General features: G+C 68.0%; 15 protein-coding genes and 1 pseudogene. All 16 read right to left on the reverse strand.

Annotated elements, in window-relative coordinates; translation table 11 throughout:
- Window positions 1-15 precede the first annotated feature (15 nt).
- A complete protein-coding gene (locus Q0Z66_RS00185; protein WP_298036216.1) occupies window positions 16-279 on the reverse strand; it encodes a phosphoribosyl-ATP diphosphatase in 264 nt (87 codons plus the stop codon).
- Entirely contained in the window at window positions 276-956 is a 681-nt protein-coding gene (gene rpe / locus Q0Z66_RS00190) for a ribulose-phosphate 3-epimerase (protein ID WP_298036218.1), read from the reverse strand. Before rpe ends, Q0Z66_RS00185 begins: the two co-directional genes overlap by 4 nt.
- Before the next feature lie 4 nt (window positions 957-960).
- Window positions 961-2,433 (reverse strand): transcription antitermination factor NusB, encoded by a 1,473-nt coding sequence (locus tag Q0Z66_RS00195; RefSeq protein ID WP_298036220.1) that lies wholly within the window; start codon window positions 2,431-2,433, stop codon window positions 961-963.
- On the reverse strand, window positions 2,430-3,350 hold the full coding sequence (locus Q0Z66_RS00200; RefSeq protein ID WP_298036222.1) for a methionyl-tRNA formyltransferase: 921 nt from the start codon (window positions 3,348-3,350) through the stop codon (window positions 2,430-2,432). Before Q0Z66_RS00200 ends, Q0Z66_RS00195 begins: the two co-directional genes overlap by 4 nt.
- A gap of 22 nt (window positions 3,351-3,372) precedes the next feature.
- The gene (locus Q0Z66_RS00205) at window positions 3,373-5,310 is read right to left on the reverse strand and encodes a primosomal protein N' (protein WP_298036224.1); all 1,938 of its coding nucleotides are present in this window, start codon (window positions 5,308-5,310) and stop codon (window positions 3,373-3,375) included.
- 22 nt (window positions 5,311-5,332) lie between these two features.
- Window positions 5,333-6,529: a methionine adenosyltransferase gene (gene metK / locus Q0Z66_RS00210; RefSeq protein WP_298036225.1), complete on the reverse strand. Its 1,197-nt coding sequence runs from the start codon at window positions 6,527-6,529 to the stop codon at window positions 5,333-5,335.
- A gap of 14 nt (window positions 6,530-6,543) precedes the next feature.
- Complete coding sequence (gene rpoZ / locus Q0Z66_RS00215; RefSeq protein WP_298036227.1) at window positions 6,544-6,801, reverse strand: DNA-directed RNA polymerase subunit omega; 258 nt, start codon at window positions 6,799-6,801, stop codon at window positions 6,544-6,546.
- 65 nt (window positions 6,802-6,866) lie between these two features.
- Window positions 6,867-7,772 carry a guanylate kinase gene (gene gmk / locus Q0Z66_RS00220; protein WP_298036228.1) on the reverse strand — a complete coding sequence of 302 codons (906 nt, stop codon included), beginning with the start codon at window positions 7,770-7,772 and terminating at the stop codon, window positions 6,867-6,869.
- Window positions 7,765-8,610 carry an orotidine-5'-phosphate decarboxylase gene (gene pyrF, locus Q0Z66_RS00225; RefSeq protein ID WP_298036230.1) on the reverse strand — a complete coding sequence of 282 codons (846 nt, stop codon included), beginning with the start codon at window positions 8,608-8,610 and terminating at the stop codon, window positions 7,765-7,767. Before pyrF ends, gmk begins: the two co-directional genes overlap by 8 nt.
- The gene (gene carB / locus Q0Z66_RS00230) at window positions 8,607-11,894 is read right to left on the reverse strand and encodes a carbamoyl-phosphate synthase large subunit (RefSeq protein ID WP_298036233.1); all 3,288 of its coding nucleotides are present in this window, start codon (window positions 11,892-11,894) and stop codon (window positions 8,607-8,609) included. Before carB ends, pyrF begins: the two co-directional genes overlap by 4 nt.
- Window positions 11,894-13,051 (reverse strand): glutamine-hydrolyzing carbamoyl-phosphate synthase small subunit, encoded by a 1,158-nt coding sequence (gene carA / locus Q0Z66_RS00235; protein WP_298036235.1) that lies wholly within the window; start codon window positions 13,049-13,051, stop codon window positions 11,894-11,896. Before carA ends, carB begins: the two co-directional genes overlap by 1 nt.
- A complete protein-coding gene (locus Q0Z66_RS00240; protein ID WP_298036237.1) occupies window positions 13,048-13,557 on the reverse strand; it encodes a hypothetical protein in 510 nt (169 codons plus the stop codon). The genes carA and Q0Z66_RS00240 overlap by 4 nt, the downstream gene beginning before the upstream one ends.
- Window positions 13,554-14,858, reverse strand: a complete 1,305-nt coding sequence (locus Q0Z66_RS00245) for a dihydroorotase (protein ID WP_298036240.1) — start codon at window positions 14,856-14,858, stop codon at window positions 13,554-13,556. The genes Q0Z66_RS00240 and Q0Z66_RS00245 overlap by 4 nt, the downstream gene beginning before the upstream one ends.
- On the reverse strand, window positions 14,855-15,820 hold the full coding sequence (locus Q0Z66_RS00250; protein WP_298036243.1) for an aspartate carbamoyltransferase catalytic subunit: 966 nt from the start codon (window positions 15,818-15,820) through the stop codon (window positions 14,855-14,857). The genes Q0Z66_RS00245 and Q0Z66_RS00250 overlap by 4 nt, the downstream gene beginning before the upstream one ends.
- Window positions 15,817-16,353, reverse strand: a pseudogene (pyrR, locus tag Q0Z66_RS00255) (bifunctional pyr operon transcriptional regulator/uracil phosphoribosyltransferase PyrR); the annotation flags it as partial. The pseudogene pyrR and the gene Q0Z66_RS00250, both read right to left, overlap by 4 nt.
- Before the next feature lie 92 nt (window positions 16,354-16,445).
- Window positions 16,446-18,020 carry a Rieske 2Fe-2S domain-containing protein gene (locus Q0Z66_RS00260; RefSeq protein ID WP_298036246.1) on the reverse strand — a complete coding sequence of 525 codons (1,575 nt, stop codon included), beginning with the start codon at window positions 18,018-18,020 and terminating at the stop codon, window positions 16,446-16,448.
- Between the last annotated feature and the right edge of the window lie 34 nt (window positions 18,021-18,054).

Genomic DNA, 18,054 nt, shown 5'->3' on the forward strand with positions numbered 1-18,054 from the left:
AAAGGGCGGAGCGCATCAGAGATGTCGGTACACGTCCTCGAGGCTGAGCCCCTTCGCGATCATCATGACCTGCAGGTGGTAGAGCAGCTGGGAGATCTCCTCAGCGGCCTCGGCATCCGATTCGTACTCGGCGGCCATCCACACTTCGGCGGCCTCCTCGACGATCTTCTTCCCGATCGTGTGCACGCCGGCGTCGAGCTCGGCGACGGTGCCGGAACCCGCGGGGCGGGTCTCGGCCTTGGCACGGAGCTCAGCGAACAGCTCGTCGAAAGTCTTCACGAGTCCAGGCTACCGGCTCGAGCACGCTCCCGAAGTCCACGGATCGCCGCTTCGACGTTATCGGAGCCGTAGACGGCGGAACCGGCGACGAACGTATCGGCGCCCGCCTCGGCGGCCTGCGCGATCGTGGCATCGGAGACGCCGCCGTCGACCTGGAACCACACGGTGGACCCGCGACGACGGGCCTCGCGGACGAGAGATCGGAGCTTCGGCATGGTCGCCGGCATGAAGCCCTGCCCGCCGAAGCCCGGCTCGACGGTCATGACGAGGATCTGATCGAACTCGTCGAGGATGTCGTACAGGCTCTCCCCCGGTGTTCCCGGTTTGATCGCGACGCCGGCGCGAGCGCCGATGCCGCGCAGTCTGCGCGCGAGCGCAACAGGATCTGCGGCTGCTTCCAGGTGGAAGGTCACGCTCGCAGCGCCGATCTCGGCATACCCCGGTGCCCAGCGATCGGGATCCTCGATCATCAGATGCACATCGAGCGGGACGGGGCTCGTCTGCTGAATGCGCTCGACCATCTGCGGTCCGAAGGTCAGATTCGGGACGAAGTGGTTGTCCATGACGTCGACATGGGCGAAGTCTGCGGTCGCGATCCGGGCGAGATCGGCCTGCATGTTGACGAAGTCGGCCGACAGGATGCTGGGATTGATGCGCGGCGCCGCGGGCAGGCTCATGGGATCATTCTCCGGTTTCAGGGCTCGTGCGCTGCAGCAGCGCGAGGAACATCGCATCCGTGCCGTGCCGATGGGGCCATAGCTGCACGTGCCCGGAACCATCGTCGCCCAGATCGATCGGCGAGTTCGTGACCGAGGAGAGGACGGCCGCGGCATCCAGCTCGACCACATCGTCGCGAGTGCGCAGCACCTCGGCGACCACGCCCGATGTCTCCGCCAGGTGCGGCGAGCACGTCACGTAGGCGACGATGCCGCCCGGCACGAGTGCATCGATCGCGCCGCCGAGCAACTCGGTCTGCAACGGCGTGAGATCCGCGACATCAGCGGGCGACTTGCGCCAGCGCGCTTCGGGACGACGGCGCAGGGCGCCGAGACCCGTGCACGGCGCATCTACGAGGATCCGGTCGAAGCGGTCGGGATGTGCGGAGGTGAGCGCCCGCCCATCCGACTCGTGCACCGTGACGTCGCCGGGGACCGCCTCGAGGGCCTTGCGAACGAGGCCCGCACGGGCGGGGACGACCTCGTTGGCCTCGAGGGCGATGTCGTGCTGGTGTGCGATGGCCGCGAGCAGCGCCGTCTTGCCGCCGGGACCGGCGCACAGATCGAGCCATCGCTCGCCGGCGGCGATCGGACGCGCTGCGGACAGGGCCAGGGCGACCAGCTGCGAGCCCTCGTCCTGAACACGGATCGTTCCGCCGGCCGCTTCGATCACGGCCTGCGGGTTACCGCCCGGAGATCCGAACGCGGTTGGCGCGTAGGGGCGTGCGGGCTGGCCGGGATCTGCGAGCCCCGGCAGGGCGACGAGCGTCACTTCGGGCGAGATGTTGTCGGCTTCGAGAAGCTCTTCCAGCTCATCGACGCGGCCCTCGGCGGCCAGAGCCCTCCGTAGCGCGCGGATGATCCAGACAGGATGCGCAGTGCGCAGCCCGAGACGCTCGTCATCCGATCGCGCCTCGGCCTCGATGCGCTCCTGCCATTGCCCTGGCGTATCGCGCGAGATGCGGCGCAGCACGGCGTTCGTGAAGCTGGCCGCACCGCGCCCGGCCTCTGTGGCGACGATGTTGACGGCCTCGTTCACCGCGGCGTGCGAGGCGACGCGGGTCGAGAGGATCTGGTGGGTCGCGAGTCGGAGCGCATCGAGGACGGGCGGGTCGATGTCTTCGGCCGCACGGCCGGCGGCCGACGAGATGATCGCGTCGTACGTGCCGCACCGGCGGAGCGTGCCATAGGTGAGCTCGGTCGCGAGAGCGGCGTCCTGCGTGCTGAGCTGCGCCTGGGCGATCGCGGACGGGAGCAGAAGATTCGCATAGGCGTCGGACTCCCCCACCGCGCGGATCACGTCATAGGCCACGCGGCGGGCGGGCTGCACGGTGCGGGGCTGCGGGCCTCGCCCGACCTGCGCGCGGACCGGACGTCGAGTCCGTTCGGAAGAGCGCCCTCGTCCGCCGGAGCGGTCGCGTCGCTGCTCGCCGGTCATGCGCCGGCCTGCTTCGTGTCGTCATCGCGGCGGCCGCGCCACCAGTCGACGGCGTTCATCGCGCCCTTGCCCGCAGGCTGCACGCGCGTGATGGCGAGAGGACGGCTGCCCGTGCCGATGTGAAGCGCGGTGCGGGTCGCGGCGACCTCACCCGGCTCGAGCGGGTCGGCGTCGGTGGCCTCGGAGAGCGCGAGGACCTTGACCCGCAGATCGCCGAACATCGTGTGGGCTCCGGGCTCCGGCGTCACGCCCCGGTAGCGGGCGATGATGCTTACCGCCGGCTCCGTCCAGTCGAGAGCGCCGTCGTCGAGGGCGAGTTTCGGAGCGAGCGTGACCTCGCCCTGCTGCGGGACGCCGACGGCCGTGCCGGCAGCGATCTCCGTGACGACCTGCAACGTCAGGCCGGCGCCGTCCTCGGCGAGGATCTCCAGGGCGGCATCGGCCGTGGCATCCGCCGGAATATCGACCGTGCGCGTCGCGTAGACGTCTCCGGCGTCCAGCGCTGCAACGAGCTGGAAGACGCTCGCGCCGAGGCTCGTCTCCCCCGCGATCAGCGCGCGCTGAACCGGGGCCGCGCCGCGCCACGCCGGAAGAGTGGAGAAGTGGAGGTTGATCCACCCCGCATCGGGAGTGGACAGCAGCGGCTCCCGGACGAGACCGCCGTAGGCGACGATGACGCCCAGCTGGGGTCGCAACGCCGCGATCTTCCCCGTCGCCTCCTCATCGAGCCGCGCAGCCTTGATCACGGGCAGACCGAGCTCTTCGGCGGCCTGCGCGACGGCGGACGGCGTCAGGACGCGCTTACGCCCGAGCGGGGCATCCGGCCGGGTGACGACGCCGACGATCTCATGCTCGGCGGCGAGCAGACGCAGGGTGGGGATGGCTGCCGCCGGCGTGCCGGCGAAGACGATTCTCATGAAGGTACTCCGGAAGGAAGGGTTACAGCTCTGGATCGAGGATATCGAGTCGAACGGACAACGGGATGCGCACCTGGCCGCGGCCGCGACGTCGCTTGACGGCTTCAGCGACGACCGCTGCGCGCAGAGTGGTGGCGACGACGGAACCCGCTCCGTATTCGAAGCGCACGAGCGCACGCACCCGCTCGTCATCGCCGTCGATCGGCACCGGTCCGAGAACCGCATCGGGGGGCAGCGGAATCTCGCGCAGTGAGGCCAGCCCGCGCTCGACGGAGGCGGGGAGCCCTTCGAGGAGGGCCACCCGATTGACGGGCGGCAAATGCAGAGGTGCGCGGTCGGACAACTCATCGCGCGCGAACCCGGAATGGTTCCACGTCGCGAGCGCGCGTCCCACTCGACCCTCGACGCCCACGAGGTGGATCGGTGCGCCGGGCGCCGCGAGGGCCGCGGCGTTCGACCACCAGCGCAGGCACGACTCCCCGATCCGCAGATCGGGTGCCTGCAGCATGCGCGAGCCATCGAGCAGGATCACGGCGCTGTATCCGTTCTCCGCGAGCGGCTCAGCGCCCCGCGTCGCGATGACGAGGGCGGGCTTGTCGGAGACGGACTCCACCGGATGCGTGCCATCGGCGATGATCACGCGCACGCCCGGAAAAGCTCGTCCGAGCTCATCCGCGGTGCGCTCGCTGCCCGATGCCGCCAGGCGCAGTTGTGCCGATGAGCAGGAGGGGCAGTGCCATGCACGAGCCGAGCGGCCGCACCATCCGCAGATCGGCACCGCCCCGCGATGCCGGGCACCGAGAGGCCCCCCGCAGGGGAGGCACCGCGCGGGGGCGCGACAATCCGCGCACACCAGCGTCGGCGAGAACCCGGGGCGGGCGACTTGGACGAGCACCGGCCCCTCTTCCACAGCACGCCGTGCAGCGGCGAAGGCACTCGAGTGCACGCGCTGCGTCGGCTGCTCCAGCTCCTGCTGGGTGCTCAAGAGTACTTTTGGAAGCACGCGCCGGGCGGCGCGTACATCGTCCAACCAGCCGTGCGCGACGAGGCGCTCCGCATCCGTCGTGCGGGTGTGCCCCACCAGCAGCAGGGCGGAATCCTCCTGCTCCTGGCGAAGCAGCGCCGCATCGCGCGCATGCACGTAGGGGGCGAGGGGCTCGCCGAGAAGAGGATCGCCGTCATCCCAGATCGCGATGAGACCGGCGCGGACGGGGGCATAAACAGCCGAACGATTGCCGACGACGATGCACGGTGCGTCTTCGAGACTGCGCAGGAAAGCCCGATAGCGATCGGGGTTTGTCTGGCGCGAGTCGAAGCGGACGATCGCTTCATCGGGGACGAACTCGGCCAGGGTTGCGAGCAGACGGTCGAGATCCCGATGGTCGGGGACCACCAGGATTCCGGACGCCCCGGAATGCAGCACCTGTGCTGCTGACGCGGCGAGCACATCGCTCCAGCGCACTCGGCCCTCGCTCATGCCCGGAATGGCCTCCACAGCAGCGCGTCCGGAGCCGTCGAGAATCTCGTTCAACCGGGTGTACTCCCCCAGCACACGTTCGGAGCGCGTGAGCATCTCCGGCGTCGGCACCGGGGTCGCGGCATCCGCCTTCCAGGCCTTCTCGACGCGCACCTGCCGCTTGGGGATGACGAGCCGAAGGATGTCGGAGGCGGAGCCTGCCGCCCGCTCCGCTGCCCGGCGGGCGAGTCTGTACAGCGCGTCGGGCAGCACCGGGACCGTCGAGACGACCGTCTCGACCGAAGATAGTGGGCGCTCGGCGTCATCCTCCTCGGCGATCTCGACGACGTACGCGTCGACGAGACGGCCGGCGGTGCGCAGCGGAACACGCACGCGCACTCCCCGAGGAACTTCACCGAGTTCCTCGGGGAGCGCGTAATCGAAGAGGCGATCGAGCTGCGGGAGCGGGGACTCCAGAAGCACTCGCGCGATGCGCCGGCTCATCGCCGCGCCCCGCGCCCGCGCGTCACAGCCCTGCGGCGCGGCGCAGTTCGTCGGCGCGGTCCGTGCGCTCCCACGTGAAGTCGGGCAGTTCGCGGCCGAAGTGCCCGTAGGCAGCGGTCTGGCGGTAGATCGGACGCAGCAGCTCGAGCTCCTCGATGATAGCCTGCGGTCGCAGGTCGAAGACCTGACGGATCGCATCGGTGATGATCTCATCGGAGACCTTGCCGGTGCCGAACGTCTCGACGTAGAGCCCCACGGGACGTGCGACGCCGATGGCATACGCAACCTGCACCTCGAGCCGGTCGGCGAGACCTGCGGCGACGGCGTTCTTCGCGACCCAGCGCATGGCGTACGCGCCGGAGCGGTCGACCTTGGAGGGGTCCTTGCCGCTGAAAGCGCCACCGCCATGGCGGGCGGCGCCGCCGTAGGTGTCGATGATGATCTTGCGACCGGTCAGACCCGCATCGCCCTTCGGGCCGCCCGTGACGAACGGACCTGCGGGGTTGATGAAATAGCGCTCGTCAGAGGGCATCTCGAGTCCGGTCTGCTCGAGCACCGGGTCGATCACCAGACGGCGCACCTCGTGACGGATCTCCTCCTGGGAGATGTCGGGGTGGTGCTGGGTGGAGAGGACGACCGCATCGATGGTCTTCGGGATGAAGCCCTCATAACCGAGGGTGACCTGGGTCTTGCCGTCGGGGCGCAGGAACGCCAGCTCACCGGAGCGGCGCACCTCGGTCAGACGCTCGGCGATGCGGTGGGCCGTGTGGCCGGCCATCGGCATGAGCTCGGGGGTCTCGACGGTCGCGAAACCGAACATGATGCCCTGGTCGCCCGCGCCGAGGCCGTCGAGCGCATCGCTGGAGCTACCGTCGCGGTGCTCCTGGGCGAGATCGACGCCGTGGGCGATGTCGCTGGACTGCTCGCCCACCGAGACGCTCACGCCGCAGGACGAGCCGTCGAAGCCCGTCTCGCTGGAGGTGTAGCCGATCGAGTTCACGACATCGCGGACGATCGTCGGGATGTCGACGTACGCCTCGGTGCGGATCTCTCCGGCGACATGGACGAGCCCCGTCGTCACGAGGGTCTCGACCGCGACCCGCGAAGCCGGGTCCTTGGCGATCAGACCGTCGAGGATGCTGTCCGAGATCTGGTCGCAGATCTTGTCGGGGTGCCCCTCGGTGACGGACTCAGAGGTGAAAAGGCGCAGTGCGCTCATCGAGGACTCAGCCCTCACTCGGCGTGACGAAGGCGGAGCTTGTCCTCGTTGATCTCGTGGAGCGCGATGGTCAGCGGCTTGTCCTCGACGGACGAGTCGACCAGCGGTCCGACGTTGTCGAAGAGGTTGCCCTCGTGCAGGTCGGCGTAGTAGTCGTTGATCTGGCGGGCACGCTTGGACGCGTAGATGACCAGTTCATACTTCGACTCGACACGGTCGAGCAGGTTGTCGATGGGGGGATCGATGATGCCCTTGTTGTGGTGACCGGCCATGATGGGACCTCCAGATCTGGCGACGGGTTCGTCGCTAAGTCGATGCGGCACGCGCGCGAAAGCGTTCAGCGCGCAGTGGCCTCAGACAATTCTACGACCTCGCGCGCAGCTGCGGCGACGTCCTCGTTGACAATATGGAAATCGAACTCGTTCTGCGCGGCGAGTTCGACCTTCGCGGTGCGCAGACGACGGGCGCGTTCCTCGGCATCCTCCGTGCCCCGGCCCACCAGCCGATCGACCAACTCATCCCAGGACGGCGGAAGCAGGAAGATGAGCGTGGCGGACGGCTCGGAGGCGCGGACCTGGCGGGAACCCTGCAGGTCGATCTCCAGCAGCACCGTCTTGCCCTCTGCGAGAGCGGCATCGATGGGTGCTCTCGGTGTGCCGTAGCGCGCCCGGTTGTGGACGACCGCGTACTCCAGCAGCTCGCCGTCGGCGATGAGCCGATCGAATTCCGCATCGTCGACGAAGTAGTAGTGCACACCATCGATCTCGCCCGGGCGAGCCGCGCGGGTCGTCGCCGACACCGAGAGGTGGATCTCGGGGTGGGTCGCGCGGATGTGCGCCGCCACGGTGCCCTTGCCGACGGCCGTGGGGCCGGCGAGGACGAGCAGGCGGCTGCGGCCGGCGCGGGCTTCGTTGAGCGGGAAGCGGGCATCCAGCCACTGGCTGAGGCTCGCACGCTGCCGCACGCCGAGCCCGCCGAGCCGCTTGACCGGGGAGATGTCCAGCTCCTGCAGGATCCGGTCGCGCTTGCCGATGCCGATGGCCGGAAGCGCGAGGAGGAAATCGGTGATCCGCATGGAACCGGCCACTGAATCCGCATCCGCGAAGGCCTTCTCCGCTACGGACTGCGGTGACACGACGCGCATCGTCAAGTCGCGCTTCAGCGACGCGCGGGCGCGCCGCCGTTCGACGGCACGACGAGCGGCCGCGGCGCGGTCGACGTCGGGAACACTGCGGTCAGGCATCGAGGATCTCCCGGTAGGTACGGATTCGGGTGTCGATCGCGACGGCGAGGCCGTCGGGACCGGCGGACAGGATGCTGCGGCTCTCCGAAGCGATGACGGTGGGTGCGGTCGCACCGAAGCGGGCGACGAGATCTGCGGGTCCGGCACCCTGCGCGCCGAAGCCGGGAGCGAGGATCGGCGCCGGCGGATTCGCGGACGTGATGCCCGCAGCATCCGCATCGACCGTCGCACCGATCACGAAACCGAGGCTGCCCCACTCCCCTGCGGGCGTGTGCGAAGCGTTGAACGCGGACACCGTCGTCATGACGGATGCCGAGACGGTCTCACCGGTGGCGGTCTTCGCCGTCTGCAGCGTCGGCGCCTCGGGGTTGCTCGTCGCCGCGAGCACGAAGACTCCCTTGCCGTGAGCCTCGGCCGCTGCGAAGGCTCCGGTGAGAGCACCGACGCCGAGATACGGGTTCACCGTCAGAGCATCAGCCTCGAACGGCGAACCTGGGGCGAGCCAGGCCTCGGCATAAGCGTCCATCGTCGTGCCGATGTCGCCGCGCTTGGCATCCGCGATGACGATGAGACCGGCCTCGCGCCCGGCGCGCATCACGTCTTCCAGAGATGCCATGCCGGCCGAGCCGAAGCACTCGAAGAACGACACCTGCGGCTTGATGACGCCGACGCGGCCCGCGGCCGCATCCACGGTCCGCAGACCGAACTCCCGAACACCCGCCGCGCTGCGCGGAAGATTCCACGCATCCAGCAGCGCGCCATGCGGGTCGACGCCGACGCACAGGGGACCCTGTGCGCCGAGCGCCGACCGAACCCGCTCGCCGAAACGAACCGTCACAGGGCCGACTGACGGTCGAGGGCATACTCCTGCAGGCTCTTGACCGAGAAGCCCTGATCCGCGGCATCCATACCGCTCACGGCAGCGCCGAGAACGGCGATCGTCGTGAACAGGGCCTTGTCGGCGGCCACGGCCGCCGCGCGGATCTCATAGCCATCGGCACGCGCAGCGCCACCGGAGGGAGTGTTGACGATGATGTCGATCTCTCCCGCGTTGATGAGGTCGACGATGTTGCGCTCGTTGCTGTCCTGCGTCTCGCTGAACTTCGCGACTGTCGTCACGGCGATGCCGTTGCGCGAAAGGATCTCCGCCGTGCCCTCAGTGGCCACGAGTGCGAATCCGTGCTGCTGCAGACGGTGCGCGGGCAGGATCACAGCGCGCTTGTCGGCATCGGCGACCGAGATGAACACGGTCCCCGACGTGGGCATCCCGCCATAGGCTGCGGCCTGGCTCTTCGCGAACGCCGTCGGGAAGTCCTTGTCGATGCCCATGACCTCACCGGTCGAGCGCATCTCCGGGCCGAGCACGGAGTCGACGGTCTTGCCATCCGCGGTGCGGAAGCGCTTGAACGGGAGCACGGCCTCCTTGACGGCGACGGGCGCGTTCAGAGGAACGCGGGAGCCATCGGATGCCGGAAGCATGCCCTCGGCCTTGAGCTCGGCGATCGTGCTGCCGGCCATGATGCGGCTGGCGGCCTTGGCCATCGGAATGCCGAGGGCCTTGGAGACGAACGGAACCGTGCGGCTCGCGCGCGGGTTTGCCTCGATGACGTAGAGGACGCCCGCGCTGACCGCGAACTGCACGTTCAGCAGACCCCGAACGCCCACGCCCTCGGCGATCGCCAGCGTCGCCTCGCGGACGCGGTCGACGTCGCTGCGGCCGAGGGAGACCGGAGGCAGGGTGCAGCTCGAGTCGCCGGAGTGGATGCCGGCCTCCTCGAGGTGCTCCATCACGCCGCCGATATAGAGCTCCTCGCCGTCGTACAGCGCGTCGACGTCCAGTTCGATCGCGTCATCGAGGAAGCGGTCGACGAGCAGCGGGGTGCCCTCGCCGACGATAACCTCGCCCGCCGTGCGCACGAAGTAGTCGCGCAGGCTCGGGGTGTCGTACACGATCTCCATGCCGCGTCCGCCGAGGACGAAGCTCGGGCGCACGAGAACCGGGTACCCGATGTCTTCGGCGATCGCGACCGCGCCATCCGCGTCGATCGCGGTGCCGTGGCGCGGGGCCACGAGGCCCGCCTTGTTGAGCAGCTGCGAGAAGAGCTCTCGCTCCTCGGCGATGTCGATCGCCTCGGGGCTCGTGCCGAGCACCGTGTAACCGGCAGCCTGGATGCCCTTGGCCAGGCCCAGCGGCGTCTGGCCGCCCAGCTGGCAGACGACACCGAGGATCGTGCCGCTCGCGGCTTCCGCGTCGAGGACCTCGAGGACGTCCTCGAGCGTCAGCGGCTCGAAGTACAGGCGGTCGCTGGTGTCGTAGTCGGTCGAGACCGTCTCCGGGTTGCAGTTGACCATGACGGTCTCGTACCCGGCATCCGACAGCGCGAACGACGCGTGCACGCAGGAGTAGTCGAACTCGACACCTTGACCGATGCGGTTCGGACCGGATCCGATGATGACCACCTTCGTGCGGTCGGAGGGGGCGACCTCGCTCTCGAAATCGTAGCTCGAGTAGTGGTACGGCGTCAGAGCGGGGAACTCGCCGGCGCAGGTGTCGACGGTCTTGTAGACGGGGCGCAGGCCCAGACCGTGACGGATGCCGCGCACCTCGGGCTCGGTGATGCCGCGGAGCTGGGCGATCTGCGCGTCTGAGAAGCCGTGCTCCTTGGCGTGACGGATCGTGTCGGCATCGAGCTCGGCCGCGGTGCGGACGGTCTCTGCGACCTCGTTGATCAGCACGATCTGGTCGAGGAACCAGGGGTCCATCGCCGTGGCCTCGAAAGCCTGCTCGACCGTCGCGCCCTTGCGCAGCGCCTGCTGCAGGGTGACGATGCGACCGTCGGTCGGAGTCTTCGAGATCTCGAGCAGCTCCTCGACCGAACGCGTCTCCTCTCCCCAGTGGAAGCTGGAACCGCGCTTCTCGAGCGAGCGGAGGGCCTTCTGCAGCGCGGTGGCGTAGTTGCGGCCGATGGCCATGGCCTCGCCCACTGACTTCATGGTCGTGGTCAGCGTGGCGTCGGCGGCCGGGAACTTCTCGAAGGCGAAGCGGGGCACCTTGACGACGACGTAGTCGAGCGTCGGTTCGAAGCTCGCGGGCGTCACACCCGTGATGTCGTTGGGGATCTCGTCGAGGCGGTAGCCGAGGGCGAGCTTGGCCGCGAGCTTGGCGATCGGGAAGCCGGTGGCCTTCGAAGCCAGGGCGCTCGAGCGCGAGACGCGCGGGTTCATCTCGATGACGATGATGCGGCCGTTGCTCGGGTCGACGGCGAACTGGATGTTGCATCCACCGGTGTCCACGCCCACGGCGCGGATGATGTCGATGCCGATGTCGCGCATCTTCTGGTACTCGCGGTCGGTCAGCGTCAGAGCCGGTGCGACCGTGATCGAGTCGCCGGTGTGCACGCCGACGGGGTCGACGTTCTCGATCGAGCAGACGACGACCGTGTTGTCGGCGGTGTCGCGCATCAGCTCGAGCTCGTACTCCTTCCAACCGAGGATGGACTCCTCCAGGAGCACCTCGTTGGTGGGCGAGTCGTGGAGTCCTGCGCCGCCGATTCGGCGGAGGTCCTGCTCGTTGTACGCGAAGCCCGAGCCCAGGCCGCCCATCGTGAACGAGGGACGCACGACGAGCGGGTAGCCGAGCTTCTCGGCACCGGCGATCAGGTCGTCCATCGAGTGGCAGATGACGGATGCCGCGACGTCGGCGCCGGCCTCGATGACCAGCTCCTTGAAGATCTGGCGGTCCTCGCCCTTCTTGATGGCGTCGACCTTGGCGCCGATGAGCTCCACGTCGTACTTGGCGAGGATGCCCTGCTCGTCCAGCGCCATCGCGGCGTTGAGAGCGGTCTGTCCGCCGAGGGTCGGCAGGATGGCATCCGGCTTCTCCTTGGCGATGATCGTCTCGATGACCTCGGGGGTGATCGGCTCGATGTAGGTCGCATCGGCGAAGTCCGGGTCGGTCATGATCGTCGCCGGGTTCGAGTTGACGAGGATGACGCGCACGCCCTCCTCGCGCAGAACGCGGCACGCCTGCGTTCCGGAGTAGTCGAACTCGCAGGCCTGACCGATGACGATCGGGCCGGAGCCGATGACGAGGACGGACTTGATGTCGTCGCGCTTGGGCATCAGTTCTTGTCTCCCTGGGTGGCGATGACGAGATCGCGGAAGCGGTCGAAGAGGTAGTTGGCGTCGTGCGGGCCGGCAGCGGCCTCGGGGTGGTACTGCACGGAGAACGCCGGGATGTCGAGGGCGCGAAGGCCCTCGACCACGTTGTCGTTGAGCCCGATGTGGCTGACCTCGACCTTGCCGTAGCCGTTGGGGCTGTCGAAGGTTCCCTCCAGGGGCGCCTCGACGGCGAAGCCGTGGTTGTGCGCGGTGATCTCGACCTTGCCCGTGGATTTGTCGAGAACCGGCTGGTTGATGCCGCGGTGGCCGAAGGGCAGCTTGTAGGTGCCCAATCCGAGAGCACGGCCGAGCAGCTGGTTGCCGAAGCAGATCCCGAAGAACGGCAGGCCGTCGTCGAGCACCTCGCGCAGCAGAGCGACATGATCGCCGGACGCCGCGGGGTCGCCGGGGCCGTTCGAGTAGAAGACCGCGACAGGGTCGATCGCACGGATGTCGTCGATCGTCGAGGACTGCGGCAGCACGTGCACCTCGAAGCCGCGTGCGGCGAGGTTGTCGAGCGTCGCCTGCTTGACGCCGAGGTCGAGCACGGCGAGGTTGCCGAGGCGTTCGCCGATCGCGGTGATCACGGTGGCGACGTCGGCCGAGACGGCTGCGGACAGGTTCTGTCCGCTCATCTGCGGAGCCTCCTGCACGAGGCGGAGCTGCTCTTCGGCATCGAGGCCGGCCGCCGCGCCGGAGAAGATGCCCCCGCGCATGGAGCCCTCGGAGCGGATCCGGCGGGTCACGGCACGGGTATCGATCCCGCTGATGCCGACGATGCCGTCGCTGACGAGGACCTCGTCGAGCGAGGACTGCGCGCGCCAGTTCGACACGACGCGCGAAGGGTCGCGCACGATGTAGCCGGCGACCCAGATGCGGTCCGACTCGGTGTCTTCATCGTTGACACCGGTGTTGCCGATGTGGGGTGCGGTCTGCAGGACGATCTGTCCGGCGTAGGAGGGATCCGTGATCGTCTCCTGGTACCCGCTCATACCGGTGGTGAAGACGACCTCGCCGAGCGTGGTGCCCTCAGCGCCGTATGCGCGGCCGGGGTAGCGGGTGCCGTCCTCGAGGACGAGAACGGCGGAGGCGTTCGTCGAGCCTGTCGTAGTGGTCATGACTGTGCTCCTGTGTCTTTCGCGGGGGTGAGCCGCTGCAAATCTGAGATGAGTTCGAGGGGCGTGCCGGATGCGGCGCGCAGGTAGGAATCGACGATCGTGTCGTCGTCGATGTTCCAGGAGAGGCGGACGAGGCCTCCCGGCTCGACCACGCGGTCGATCGTGACCGTCGCCTGCGCGACCTCGGTGATCTTCGCCGTGGCGATGAAAACGGTCGGCGATCCATCGAGGGCGAGAGCCGCTCCGCGATCGGTGACCGCCAGCTCGCCCCGTGCCCGGTAGGCCAAGGGGCGGATGGCCAGGCGCTCGAGCGGCTCGCCGTGACGCGTGGTCGAGACGTACAGCACCTCGTGACGGGAGAGCACCTCGGCATGCTCCGGCACGCCGAGGGGTGCCGTGTGCACCCCGTCGCGTCGGAGTCGTCGTCGCCAGGACAGGAGCATCGTGATGAGGATCACGACGGCTACTGCGATGGTGATGGCAATGGCGATTTCGCGCGTGCTCACGCGTTCAGCTCCTCTACGACGGTGCCGGCTGCGAGGGTGACGCGGCCGTGGTGGATCGTCCATTCGACGCGTCCGGGGAGGTCGCGACCCAGATAGGGCGAGTTCTCGCTGCGTCCGCGCAGGTCGGCCGTCGTGAAGGTGCCGGCGACGTTCGGGTCGTAGAGAGTGATCTGTGCGGGCATGCCAGCCTCGAGCGGCGTGCCGTGACCATCGAGCATGCCGATGCGCGCGGGCGCGGCGCTCATGACGCGTGCCACGTCCTGCCACTCGAGCAGGCCGGTCTGCACCATCGACTGGTGCACGACGCGCAGAGCACTCTCGAGGCCGACCATGCCATTGGCGGCGGCCTGCCACTCGCAGGCCTTCGCCTCGCTGGGGTGCGGGGCGTGGTCGGTGGCGACGATGTCGATGGTCCCATCGGCGAGGCCTTCACGAACGGCCAGCACGTCTTCTTCGCGGCGCAGCGGGGGGTTGACCTTGTAACGGGCGTCATAGCCGCGCACGAGCTCATCCGTGAGGAGCAGGTGGTGCGGGGTGACTTCGGCGGTGACGTTGATCCCCCGCTTCTTCGCCCAGCGGATGATGTCGACCGAGCCAGCTGTCGACAGGTGGCACACGTGCAGACGCGAGCCGACGTGCTCGGCCAGCAGCACATCGCGGGCGATGATCGACTCTTCAGCGACCGCGGGCCATCCGGCGAGGCCGAGCTCGGCGGAGACGACGCCCTCGTTCATCTGGGCGCCCTCCGTGAGTCGGGGATCCTGCGCGTGCTGCGCGATGACTCCGCCGAAGGACTTCACGTATTCGAGCGCTCGGCGCATGATCAGCGGATCGAAGACGCAGAAGCCGTCATCGCTGAAGACCCGCACCTTGGCGCGGGAGGTCGCCATCGCACCGAGCTCTGCGAGGCGCTCACCCTTCTGGCCGACCGTGACGGCGCCGATCGGCTGCACGGTGGCGTAGCCGGCGGCTTCGCCGAGGGCGAGCTCCTGCTCGACCACACCGGCCGAATCGGCGACCGGCGACGTGTTGGGCATCGCGAAGACAGCGGTGAAGCCGCCGGCGGCTGCGGCACGAGTGCCGGTGAGGATGGTTTCGGAGGCTTCGTATCCGGGCTCGCGCAGGTGCGTGTGCAGGTCGACCAGACCCGGCAGTGCGACGAGGCCGTCGGCGTCGATGACGCGGGCTCCGGCGCGGCTGAGGCCGTCGCCGATCTCAGCGATGATTCCGTTCTCCACCACGATGTCGGCGCGTTCCGCTCCGAGCATCGCAGCACCGGTGATCACGAGGGTTTCGGTCACTGGTCTTCCCCTCGTTCGTCGTTTCTTTCACCTGCGAGCAGCAGGTAGAGCACAGCCATGCGCACGGACACCCCGTTGGTGACCTGCTCCAATACGGTGGAGCGCGGAGAGTCGGCGGCTTCGGAAGAGATTTCCAGGCCACGGTTCATCGGTCCGGGGTGCAAGACAATGCTACCGCTCGGAAGGGACCCTGCGCGTACCGCGTCCAGTCCCCAGCGCCGGGAATACTCCCGCTCACTCGGGAAATACGCGGCGTTCATGCGTTCCAGCTGAATCCGCAGCATCATGACCGCGTCGGGCCGCTGTGAGAGAGCCTCATCGAGGTCGTAGAGCACGCGCACCGGCCAGGTCGAGACGTTCTGCGGAACGAGCGTCGGCGGAGACACGAGCGTGACCTGTGCGCCGAGCGTGTTCAGCAGCCAGACGTTCGAACGGGCGACGCGGGAATGGAGCACGTCTCCGACGATCACGACATGCACATCCGAGAGATCGCGGCCGCGGCTATCGGCGCCGAAGCGACGTTTGCGGATCGTGAAGGCATCCAGCAGCGCCTGCGTGGGGTGCTCGTGCGTGCCGTCGCCGGCGTTGACGACGCCGGCGGAGATCCAACCGCTCGTCGCAAGGGTGCGAGGTGCGCCGGAGGCCGGGTGCCGGATCACGACGGCATCCGCGCCCATCGCCTGCAGAGTCTGCGCGGTGTCCTTCAGACTCTCGCCCTTGGAGACGCTCGACCCCTTCGCCGCGAAGTTGATCACATCGGCCGAGAGCCGCTTCGCGGCGGCCTCGAACGATATGCGTGTGCGGGTGGAGTCCTCGAAGAAGAGGTTGACGACGGTCTTGCCGCGAAGCGTCGGCAGCTTCTTGACCTCGCGCGACTGGGTGTCGGACATGTCTTCTGCGACGTCGAGGATGCGCAGGGCGGTCTCACGATCCAGCGTCTGCGTGTCGAGCAGATTCCTCATACTTCGATCGTCACCTCATCGGCGCCGTCGTTCTCCACGAGACGGACGTTGACGCGCTCGGAGCGGGCGGAGGGGATGTTCTTGCCGACGAAGTCAGGACGGATGGGGAGCTCCCGATGTCCGCGGTCGACGAGGATCGCCAGGCGCACGACGGCGGGGCGTCCGATGGACTGGATCGCATCGAGCGCGGCGCGGATGCTACGCCCGGAGAACAGGACGTCGTCGACGAGGACGACGGTCTTGCCCTCGATGCCCTCGGCGGGAATGTCGGTGGGTTGCGGCGAACGCGTCGGATGCTGCGCGAGGTCATCGCGGAAGAGCGTGACATCGAGCGATCCCACGGACACGGGGACCTGCGCGATCGCAGAGATCAGCGATGCCAGTCGTTGCGCGAGAGCGACGCCGCGGGTCGGAATGCCGAGGAGGACCAGACCCTCCGCGCCCTTGTTCGATTCGAGGATCTCATGGGCGATACGGGTCAACGCCCGTGAAATGTCGGCTTGCTGCAGCACTGTTCGTGTGCTCATCCGCCGCTCCCTTCTCCGCCTCTCGGACGGTGTTAAAGGTTGCTGATGCGTCTACTCTATCGTCTCAGGCGCACGGCGTCCCCGTGCGCCTCGCCGGGTCACCCGAGCTTCAGCGCCTCATCCGTGACGGGGCAGCGCTCGGCGCGGATCTCATGACCGGACGTGCTCAGGCACTTGCCGGTCTTCAGATCCCACTTCCAGTCGTGCATGCTGCAAGTGAGGATGCCGTCCTCGTCGACCTTGCCGGTCTTCGTGAGGTCTGCGCGCAGGTGCGGGCAGCGGCGCTGGACGACCCAGTCGCCGATCTGGGCGTCCTCGGTCTGGTCGGTCTGCTCCGAGTACCAGTTCTCGACGTACTCGATGCGGTCGACCGAGAGGCACTTGAGGAACGTCGTCAGGAATTCGTTGAACTTGCCGCTGCGGCCGACGGAGAACTCCATCGACAGGAAGATCGAGTTCGACCAGTCGATTTCGTGGTCGCGGATATTGGTCGAGACGAGGTCGGCGGGGATCGTGTACCAGTAGATGCACTCCTCCCCCGCGTACTCGCGCACCTTCGCCTTCGGGAAGTCCACGACCATGTCGAGCTCGCCGATGCGGAAGCGCACGCATCCGCCGACGCCGAGACGGATCGTCCGGGACTTCTTCATCAGCGGCTCCCACCATGCCTTGATGGCGGCGAGCATCTCCGCAGGCGGGAGGATCTCGGCGCGCGAGGCCTCCTCGTCGCGGATCTCCTGCTGGCGGCTGGCGCGCTGCGACTCGAGGTAGTCCCACTTCTCATCGAAGATGTGATCGATCTCGGCCTGCGTGTACAGCGTCTGCTCGATCGAGACGACGTCCTTGTCGGCGAGCGTCACGACGGTGCCTGGAATGAAGAGCTGTCCGTCGTACTGCGGGGCGAGCTCCTTCATGTGGGCGAGGAACTGCTTCTGATCCGTGAAGATCGAGTCGTTCTCCTGGCCGAGTCCGTTGTAGCGGAAAAGCTCGTCGCGCAGGAACATGGGCGGACCCGCCATCGGGAACACGTGCGGCGCGTCGACCTTCTCGATGTAGAACATGGCGCGCTTGTTCTGGGCCTCGCGCTTGAGCCGGGCGAAGTTCTGCTTCGCGTCCTGCGGCAGGTCGTAGACCATCGGCCACCAGATCGCACCGGAGACCTGCGTGAAGTAGGCGTCGGGCTTGCCGAAGCCCAGCAGCGCCTCGAGGTCGAGCGGGTGCGAGTCGTTCTGGTTCAGAACCGAGGCGGTGCCGTCGTCGACGCTGAGCGACGAATCGCCGATCGGCCCGTCGCTGGGCGCGCGCAGCGGCGTGATCATGATCTTCGTGTCGCCGCGCATGATCACCTCGCCCGCGGGGGCATAGGTGATGTTCGTGTAGCCGAGCGCACGGATGTCCTGCTCGAGCTCATCCGTCGGGTACTCCGGCAGCAGGACCTCGATGTCCTTGCGGATATAGCGCTCGAGCAGCTTCGTGTCGAAGTGGTCGCGGTGACGGTGGGAGATGTACAGGAAATCGGCCTCTCGGCCGAACTTCTCCCAGTCGAGACCGCGGTTGTCCGGGAACGGGAACCACGAGCCGAAGAAGGAGGGCCCGAGAACCGGGTCGCAGATGATGTTGCCGCCTGTGGTCTCGATGAACATCCCGGCGTGGCCGAGTCCCGTGATCCGCATTGCATTTCCTCCTGGTGTGGACCTGATGATTCTA

This window comes from uncultured Microbacterium sp., assembly GCF_947632095.1.
In the GTDB taxonomy this organism is placed as follows: domain Bacteria; phylum Actinomycetota; class Actinomycetes; order Actinomycetales; family Microbacteriaceae; genus Microbacterium.